This is a genomic window from Kytococcus sp. HMSC28H12, assembly GCF_001816045.1.
GTDB lineage: Bacteria > Actinomycetota > Actinomycetes > Actinomycetales > Dermatophilaceae > Kytococcus > Kytococcus schroeteri.
On sequence record NZ_KV824544.1, the window covers coordinates 1 to 7,819 of the forward strand.

The following is a 7,819-nucleotide window of genomic DNA, read 5'->3' on the forward strand; positions in this document are numbered from 1 at the left end:
GGGCGGCCCCGTCGACGCCGGGGCGCGCACCACCACCTCGCCGCTGCTGGTGGCCGTGGCCTGGGCGCTGGTGGTGCTGCCGCTGGCCTATGGGCTGTGGTTCGCCGTGGAGAAGGCGAGCAAGCTCTTCCTCGGCTGAACGCCACCACCGCCCACTCCGGCGCGAGGCCCCGTCCACCATCGGACGGGGCCTCCGCTCATGCCCAGCGCAGGCGGTCCAGGAGCATCTGCAGCGGCTCGGGCACCTCGTCGGCGTCCAGTGCGCCTGCCAGCACCCCGGCCGCCTGGGCCTTGCGCCCCGAGGCGGCGCCGCAGAAGCGGTGGAGCTGGTCGGCCAGGGTGCGCTCGCCCCAGTCGCCCTGGCTCTGGAAGGCCTCGAACTTGCCGCCGAGGCCGGCCGCCTCCAGCGCGGCGCGGGCACCCTCGGGGCCCAGGGCGCGGATCAGCTCGTCCTCCAGGTCGGCCTCGCAGACGAAGACCCCGTAGACGGGGAGGTCGGTGGCGTCCTGCACCGGCAGACCGTCGTCGGTGAGGGCCCGGACGGCGGGGTGGGCCTCGTTCTGGTCCACCAGGCCGAGCACGTCCACGTCGCCGCGCAGCAGGCGCAGCTCCTTGAGCACGCGGTTCCAGTTGGTCGCCCCGTCGAGCGAGACCAGCTGCACCGCGGCACCGTCGATGCCCTGGGCCTCCATGAGGGCGCGGACGGCGGCGACGTCGCTCACCCCCTCGAGCAGCACGACGGTGCGGGCATCCGATGCGGTGAGGTCGACCATGCGCGCATCGTAGGCACCCGGGGCCCGGCGTCCCCGCCGCGACCTCCGCACCGGTGCGGTTCTCGACCTGACACCCCAGCCCAGTTCAGCACCGGTGCCGGTTTCGGACTGACACGTGCAGTGAGGTCCGCACCGGTGCGGTTCTCGACAGTCGAGTTCAGCACCGGTGCCGAAGTCGGCCCGTGCCATACCGAGTTCAGCACCGGTGCGGAAGTCGCCCCGGCCGCGAAGGAGCCCGCAGTCTCCACGAAAACCGGTCGGCCCCATCCGCCGCGGCCCGTAGACTGGCGCGCTGCCGCACCGCCCACCACCCCCAGGAGCACCCCCGTGATCACCGTGTCCGGCCTCGAGCTGCGCGCCGGCCCCCGTCTGCTGCTCGAGCCCACCAACTTCCGCGTGGGCGCCGGGGACCGCATCGGGCTGGTCGGCCGCAACGGTGCGGGCAAGACCACCATGACCAAGGCGCTCGCGGGGGAGACCCTCCCGGCCGCCGGCACCATCCACAGCTCCGCCCCGGTGGGCTACCTGCCCCAGGACCCCCGCACCGGCGACCTGCAGGTCACCGGCCGCGCCCGCATCCTCTCGGCACGCGGCATGGAGGACATCGTGCGCCGCCGCGAGAAGGCCGAGGCCGAGATGGCCAGCGACGACCCGGCCGTCCGCGAGAAGGCCATGCGCCGCTACGACCGTGCCACCGTGGAGTTCGAGGCCGCCGGCGGGTACGCCGCGGAGTCCGAGGCCGCCACCATCTCCAGCGCGCTCGGCCTGCCCGGGCGCATCCTCGACCAGGAGCTCGCCACCCTCTCCGGTGGACAGCGCCGCCGCATCGAGCTGGCCCGCATCCTGTTCAGCGACGCCGAGACCCTCCTGCTCGACGAGCCCACCAACCACCTGGACGCCGACTCCATCGCCTGGCTGCGCGACCACCTGAGGAACTACGCGGGCGGCCTCATCGTCATCAGCCACGACGTGGACCTGCTCGATGCCGTGGTGAACAAGGTCTTCCACCTGGACGCCAACCGCAGCGTGCTCGACCAGTACTCGCTGGGCTGGAAGGCCTACCTCAAGCAGCGCGAGCTCGACGAGCACCGCCGCAAGCGGGAGCTGGCCAACGCCACCAAGAAGGCCGAGGCGCTGCGCTCCCAGGCCGACAAGATGCGCGCCAAGGCCACCAAGGCCACCGCCGCGCAGAACATGCTCAAGCGCGCCGACCGCCTCGTGGAGGGCCTCGAGGGGGAGCGGCAGGCCGACAAGGTGGCCTCGCTGCGCTTCCCCACCCCGGCCCCCTGCGGCCGCACCCCGCTCATGGCCCGCGGCCTGTCCCGCTCCTACGGCTCGCTGGAGATCTTCACCGACGTGGACCTCGCCATCGACCGCGGCTCCAAGGTGGTCGTCCTGGGCCTCAACGGCGCCGGCAAGACCACGCTGCTGCGGATGCTGGCCGGCGTCGACGCCCCGGACACCGGCGAGATCACCCCCGGCCACGGCCTGCGCGTGGGCTACTACGCCCAGGAGCACGAGAACCTCGACACCGACCGCACCGTGCTGGAGAACATGAAGTCCAGCGCCCCGGACCTCGACGAGACGAACGTCCGCAAGGTGCTCGGCTCGTTCCTGTTCAGCGGCGATGACGTGGACAAGCCCGCCGGGGTGCTCTCCGGTGGGGAGAAGACGCGCCTCTCGCTGGCGATGCTCGTGGTCTCCGGCGCCAACCTGCTGCTGCTGGATGAGCCCACCAACAACCTCGACCCCGCCAGCCGCGCGGAGATCCTCGAGGCGCTGGCGCACTACGAGGGCGCCGTGGTGCTCGTGAGCCACGACGAGGGCGCCGTGGAGGCGCTCAACCCCGAGCGCGTGCTCCTGCTGCCCGACGGGATCGAGGACCTGTGGAACGCCAGCTACCTGGAGCTCGTCACCCTGGCCTGACCGCGCGGGGCCGGTGCCCCGCCCCGGTCCGATGGGGGAGCGCCCCTCAGCCGTCCTCCTCGTCCCAGATGCGGGTCTTCCTCCGCGCGGCCCTCTCGGCCCGGCGGCGGCGCTGTTCCTCGGGCGAGAGCTCGGTGAACACGGCGTTGCGCACCGAGAACACCCACAGCCCCACCGGGAAGAGCGTGGCGAGCCACCACTGGTAGGCGTACGCCTGGTGCGGGCCGAGGTCGGTCTCCGGCGGGTCGAGCGGCTCGGGGCGCTGCGAGGAGCCGTCCTCCTTGAGCAGCAGGAAGGGGTCGGCCAGCTGTACGCCGGTGGAGCGCTCCACCTCGTCGGTGTTCACCATGTCGACCTGGCCGGCCGGCAGGTCGCGGTCGCGGGCGGGCTCGCTGGGCCGCAGCCAGGCCACGAGCTCGGTGGTGCCCTTCGGCGGGGCGGGCACCTCGGGCAGTGTCTGCGCGTCGTTGGCGTTGGCCACCCAGCCCCGGTTCACCACGACGGCGGGGCCCTCGTCGGGCTGGAAGGGCACGAGCACCTCGTACCCGTAGGTGGACTTGCTGGCCGTGCCGAAGTGCGGGCGGTTGCGCACGAGCGTCTGCTTCTCGGGCAGGTAGTGGCCGGTCAGCCGCACGGGCGTCCACTCGTCGTCGTACTCGTAGGACCCGTCGGGGCGCACCAGTTCGGTGTACGGGCGCGGGGCGGCGTCGCGGTGGGTCTCGATGCGGTGCACGGCCGCCTGCTTGTGCTCGTGCCGGTGCCACTGCCACAGCCCCAGGCGCACGAAGACGCCGCACACCAGCAGCGCCACGAGCAGCAGAGCGATCCACTTCGGCCTCAGGGCCATGCGCAGCCAGTCGCGCATCATCCGTCCTTCCCGGTCAGCTCGTGCACGCCCACGGTCTCGCGGTGGAAGCCGCGCACGGCCACGAAGTCCTGCAGGTGCTGCAGGTGTCCGTCGCACGCGGTCCACACCTTGCGCCGGTCGGGAGCGTGCAGGGCGGGGTTGTTCCACACGATGGCGTGCACCCCGGCCGCGCGGCAGCCGGTGGCGCTGCACACCACCTCGCCGACAGGGGAGCCGGGCCGCTCAGTCATCGACCACGTCGCCGACGACGACCTCCGGACCCCGGTGGGCCCCGGTGGGCTGCTCGGTCGGCGCCTCGAGCGGACGCACCCGCGGCCCCACCTGGTCCGGCCCGGCGCCGGGCGCCTCCACGGTGCGCGCGTTGGCCTTGACCACGGCGATGTACGGGATGAGCACCGCGAAGGCCAGCAGCAGGACCCCCACCGGCACGCTGATGCGCTGGATGATGAGCCACGCCCCGATGGGGAAGGTGACGATGCGCAGGCCCATCTGCCACAGGTACACCTTGAGCCGGTGGTCTCGCTCGACCTGGGCCGAGGGCGAGGCGGTGGTCACGGAGGCCACCGGACGGCGGTCGCCGGAACCGGGGCGCGGGTGCTGGGAGGGGGTGGCCATGAGGCCTCCGAGTCTACGCACCGGGCCCGCGAGCACGACAGGGCGTCGTAGGCGTGGGGCCACCGGAGGCACCGCCGGGCGGCGCCATCAGAACGTGTGACGCAGCGCACCGTGAAAGGGGACAGTGCCCCGGCCACGGTCTAGGGTGCAGCCGATGAGCACCTCACGACGCACCCTGGTCACCGGCGGCAACCGCGGCATCGGCGAGGCGATCGCCCGCCACCTCCAGCAGGAGGGGCACGAGGTGGTCGTCACCTCCCGCAGCGGCGAGGCCCCCGAGGGGCTGCGCGCCGTCGCCTGCGACGTCACCGACACCGCCTCGGTGGACGCCGCCTTCAAGCAGGCCGAGGAGCTCCTCGGCGGCACCGTCGAGGTGCTCGTGGCCAACGCCGGCATCACCGCCGACGGCCTGAGCATGCGCATGAAGGACGAGGACTTCGCCGGGGTGCTCGACACCAACCTGCACGGCGCCTTCCGCTGCGTGCGCGCAGCCCAGAAGGGCATGATCCGCGGCAAGTTCGGCCGGGTGCTGCTCATCGGCTCCGTGGTGGGCCTCTACGGCTCGCCCGGGCAGGCCAACTACGCCGCGTCCAAGGCGGGCCTCGTGGGTCTTGCCCGTGCGCTCACGCGCGAGCTCGGCTCCCGCGGCATCACCACCAACGTGGTGGCCCCGGGCTTCGTCCGCACCGACATGACCGACGCCCTGCCGCAGGAGCGTCAGGACGCCTACCTGGCCAGCATCCCGGCCGGCCGCTTCGCCGAGGCCGACGAGGTGGCCCAGGTGGTCGGCTTCCTGGCCTCCGACGCCGCCGGCTACGTCTCGGGCGCCGTCGTGCCCGTGGACGGCGGCTTGGGCATGGGTCACTGAGCCCCCCCCCCCCGAACGCACGCACCACCCCCACCTGCGAGAGGACCCCTTGATGAGCGAGACCACCCCCGAGCGCAAGACCACCGGCGCCATGGAGCAGTCGCCCACCGGCACCGGCCTGCTGGCGGGCAAGACGCTGCTGGTCACCGGCGTGCTGATGGAGTCCTCCATCGCCTTCCACGTGGCCCGCCTGGCCCAGGAGCAGGGCGCCACCGTGATCCTCACCGGCTTCGGCCGCGGGCTGAAGCTCACCCAGGCCATGTCGCGCCGCCTGCCGGCCGAGGCCCCCGTGGTGGAGCTCGACGTGACCGACCCCGAGCAGCTGGACTCCCTGGCCGAGCGCCTCAAGGAGCACACCTCGGAGCTGCACGGCGTGCTGCACTCCATCGGCTTCGCCCCCGAGGGCGCCTTCAACTTCCTCGAGGCCACCTGGGAGGACGTCTCCACCGCGGTGCACGTCTCCTCCTACTCGCTGAAGTCCCTGGCGCTGGCCGCGAAGCCGCTCATGGTGGAGGGCTCGGCCGTGGTGGGCCTGACCTTCGACGGCCGCTACGCCTGGCCGGTGTACGACTGGATGGGCGTGGCCAAGGCCGCCTTCGAGTCCGTCAACCGCTACCTGGCCCGCGACCTGGGCCCGGACGGCATCCGCTGCAACCTCGTCTCGGCCGGCCCCATCCGCACCACGGCCGCCAAGTCCATCCCCGGCTTCTCGCAGTTCGAGGAGAGCTGGGACGGCCGCGCCCCGCTCGGCTGGTCCATCCAGCTCTCCGAGCCCGCCGCCCGCGCGTGCGTGGCCCTGTTCTCCGACTGGTTCCCGGCCACCACCGGCGAGATCGTCCACGTCGACGGTGGCGTGCACGCCACCGGCCAGTGAGCCGCTGACACCCGGGCCCGGGTCGCGTGAGGAAACCCACGCGGCCCGGGCCCTCTCGTGCCGTCGCCGGCGGCTGCGGCGGGCCGTAGGCTGGCGCAATGACTTCCCCCCACGTCCGGGTGTCCGAGGTGCGGCTCCTCGAGGGTCCCAACCTGTACTACACGCGGGCTGCCGTGAAGGTGATGCTGTCCGCGCCGGTGATCAGCGAGGCGCCGCGCGAGCAGTGCCTCGAGGTGGCTGCCGCGCTGGGCATGACGCGCACCGCGCCGGGGCAGCCGCACGGCGAGCAGCGCCAGCGCTTCCTCATCCGCCTGGTGCGCCACGTGCTGCGCACCCTGGGCCAGCGGGCAGGGCTGGGGGCCATCACCGCGCGGGGGCGCGACGGCAAGGAGTGGGGCGACGTGACGGTCGCCTTCCGCTGGGGGCGCGCCGGGACCGGCCGGGCGATGGGGGAGGCCCTGGGCCCTCTACTGGAGGCCCTGTGGGAGGAGCCGGGCGAGCGGGACCGCCTCTTCGAGGAGGCCGCCACCACCGTCCGCGAGGCCGACCCGGGCCGCCGCCCGGAGACCGTGCGCCCGACCGTGCCGGTCGCCTCGATCACCGGCACCAACGGCAAGACCACCACCACGCGGATCCTGGCCCACATCGCGATGACGGCCGGCAAGGTGACGGCGTGGTCGTCCACCGACGGCGTGCTGCGCCAGGGCGAGTGGCTGGTCAAGGGCGACTACTCGGGCCCCTCGGGCGCCCGGACCGCGCTGCAGTCCGGCGGGGTGGAGATCGGCATCCTGGAGACCGCCCGCGGCGGCCTGCTGCAGAAGGGGATGGGGGTGCCCTTCAACGACGTCTCGGTGGTCACCAACGTCTCAGCCGACCACCTGGGCACGCACGGCATCGACACCCTCGACCAGCTGGCGGAGGTCAAGGGGATCATCACGCACGTCACCAAGCCGGACGGCTGGGTGGTGCTCAACGGCGACGACCCGCGCGTGTGGGCCATGCGCCACCGCGCCACGGGCCGCATCTGGTGCTTCAGCCTCGACCCGAGCAGCCCCGCGCTGCGCGAGGCGGTGGAGGCCGGCGGGGCGGGCATGACCGTCATCGACAACAACGTGGCGCTGGTGACCGGCTACGGCGACCCGGTGCACCTGGTCTCGCTGCTCGACGTGCCGATGACGATCGGCGGCATCAGCCGCGTGAACACCGCCAACGTGCTGGCCGCGGCCGCCGCCGCGCTGGGTCTGGGCCTGCCGCGCGAGGCGGTGGTGGACGGGCTGCGCACCTTCCTGGCGAGCCGCGAGCAGAACCCGGCCCGCATGAACATCTACCGCTGGCGCACGCAGGACGGCTGGGCCACGGTGGTCTGCGACCTCGCGCACAACGAGGCCGGCGTGGAGGCCGTGCTGGAGGTGGCCGACGGGCTGCGCCTGCCGGGCTCGGAGGTGCACATCACCCTCGGCGGGCTGGGTGACCGGACCGGCGAGATCCTCGAGGGGATGGGCGCCATCGCCGGTCGCCTGGCCGACCGCACCCACCTTGTGACCAAGGACCACTACCTGCGCGGCCGGGAGGCCGACGAGGTGTTCGGCCACATGCGCCAGGGCCTGGCCAGCGTGGGCGCCGTCCCCGCGGGCACCTTCCCGGACGAGGTCTCGGCGATGCGCGGCCTGCTGCCCACGCTGCGCGACGGCGACGTGCTGGCCTTCACCGTGCACGACATGCGCCAGCAGGTGTGGGACACCCTCGACGAGATGGGTGCCGAGCCGATCACCCCGCGCCAGCTCTCCTCGCTGCTGCGCCGGGCCCGCGGCCAGCACGAGCTCGACGGCGCCTTCGAGGAGGCCGCTGCCCAGGAGCCGGCCCAGCGCGCGGCGACCCTCGAGGCGCTCACCGCC

The 7,819-nt window shown here is 73.3% G+C and carries 8 protein-coding genes; 4 read left to right on the top strand and 4 right to left on the bottom strand.

Translation table 11 applies throughout. From position 1 onward, the window contains the following. Nucleotides 1-197: 197 nt before the first annotated feature. Nucleotides 198-773 (bottom strand): toprim domain-containing protein, encoded by a 576-nt coding sequence (locus HMPREF3099_RS08055; protein ID WP_070705497.1) that lies wholly within the window; start codon nt 771-773, stop codon nt 198-200. A gap of 327 nt (nt 774-1,100) precedes the next feature. Here HMPREF3099_RS08055 and HMPREF3099_RS08060 point away from each other — a divergent pair, with 327 nt between their 5' ends. Next, the gene (locus tag HMPREF3099_RS08060) at nt 1,101-2,699 is read left to right on the top strand and encodes an ABC-F family ATP-binding cassette domain-containing protein (protein WP_070705498.1); all 1,599 of its coding nucleotides are present in this window, start codon (nt 1,101-1,103) and stop codon (nt 2,697-2,699) included. A gap of 46 nt (nt 2,700-2,745) precedes the next feature. Here HMPREF3099_RS08060 and HMPREF3099_RS08065 read toward each other — a convergent pair whose 3' ends face one another. From HMPREF3099_RS08065 to HMPREF3099_RS08075, 3 genes are read right to left on the bottom strand one after another with little or no spacing between them, the layout of a single operon-like run. After that, nucleotides 2,746-3,564 carry an SURF1 family cytochrome oxidase biogenesis protein gene (locus tag HMPREF3099_RS08065; RefSeq protein WP_070705499.1) on the bottom strand — a complete coding sequence of 273 codons (819 nt, stop codon included), beginning with the start codon at nt 3,562-3,564 and terminating at the stop codon, nt 2,746-2,748. Continuing rightward, nucleotides 3,564-3,797 carry a hypothetical protein gene (locus tag HMPREF3099_RS08070; RefSeq protein WP_070705500.1) on the bottom strand — a complete coding sequence of 78 codons (234 nt, stop codon included), beginning with the start codon at nt 3,795-3,797 and terminating at the stop codon, nt 3,564-3,566. The genes HMPREF3099_RS08065 and HMPREF3099_RS08070 overlap by 1 nt, the downstream gene beginning before the upstream one ends. Then, a complete protein-coding gene (locus HMPREF3099_RS08075; protein ID WP_070705501.1) occupies nt 3,790-4,182 on the bottom strand; it encodes a DUF3099 domain-containing protein in 393 nt (130 codons plus the stop codon). Before HMPREF3099_RS08075 ends, HMPREF3099_RS08070 begins: the two co-directional genes overlap by 8 nt. A gap of 154 nt (nt 4,183-4,336) precedes the next feature. Between HMPREF3099_RS08075 and fabG the strand changes: the two genes are divergently transcribed. The 3 genes from fabG to HMPREF3099_RS08090 all read left to right on the top strand — a co-directional run. Then, nucleotides 4,337-5,050 carry a 3-oxoacyl-ACP reductase FabG gene (fabG, locus tag HMPREF3099_RS08080; protein ID WP_070705502.1) on the top strand — a complete coding sequence of 238 codons (714 nt, stop codon included), beginning with the start codon at nt 4,337-4,339 and terminating at the stop codon, nt 5,048-5,050. A 91-nt stretch (nt 5,051-5,141) separates the two neighbouring features. Continuing rightward, on the top strand, nt 5,142-5,924 hold the full coding sequence (gene fabI / locus HMPREF3099_RS08085) for an enoyl-ACP reductase FabI (RefSeq protein WP_070705503.1): 783 nt from the start codon (nt 5,142-5,144) through the stop codon (nt 5,922-5,924). 98 nt (nt 5,925-6,022) lie between these two features. Continuing rightward, nucleotides 6,023-7,819 (top strand): Mur ligase family protein (locus tag HMPREF3099_RS08090; RefSeq protein WP_070705504.1); only part of this gene is annotated, 1,797 nt, incomplete at its 3' end.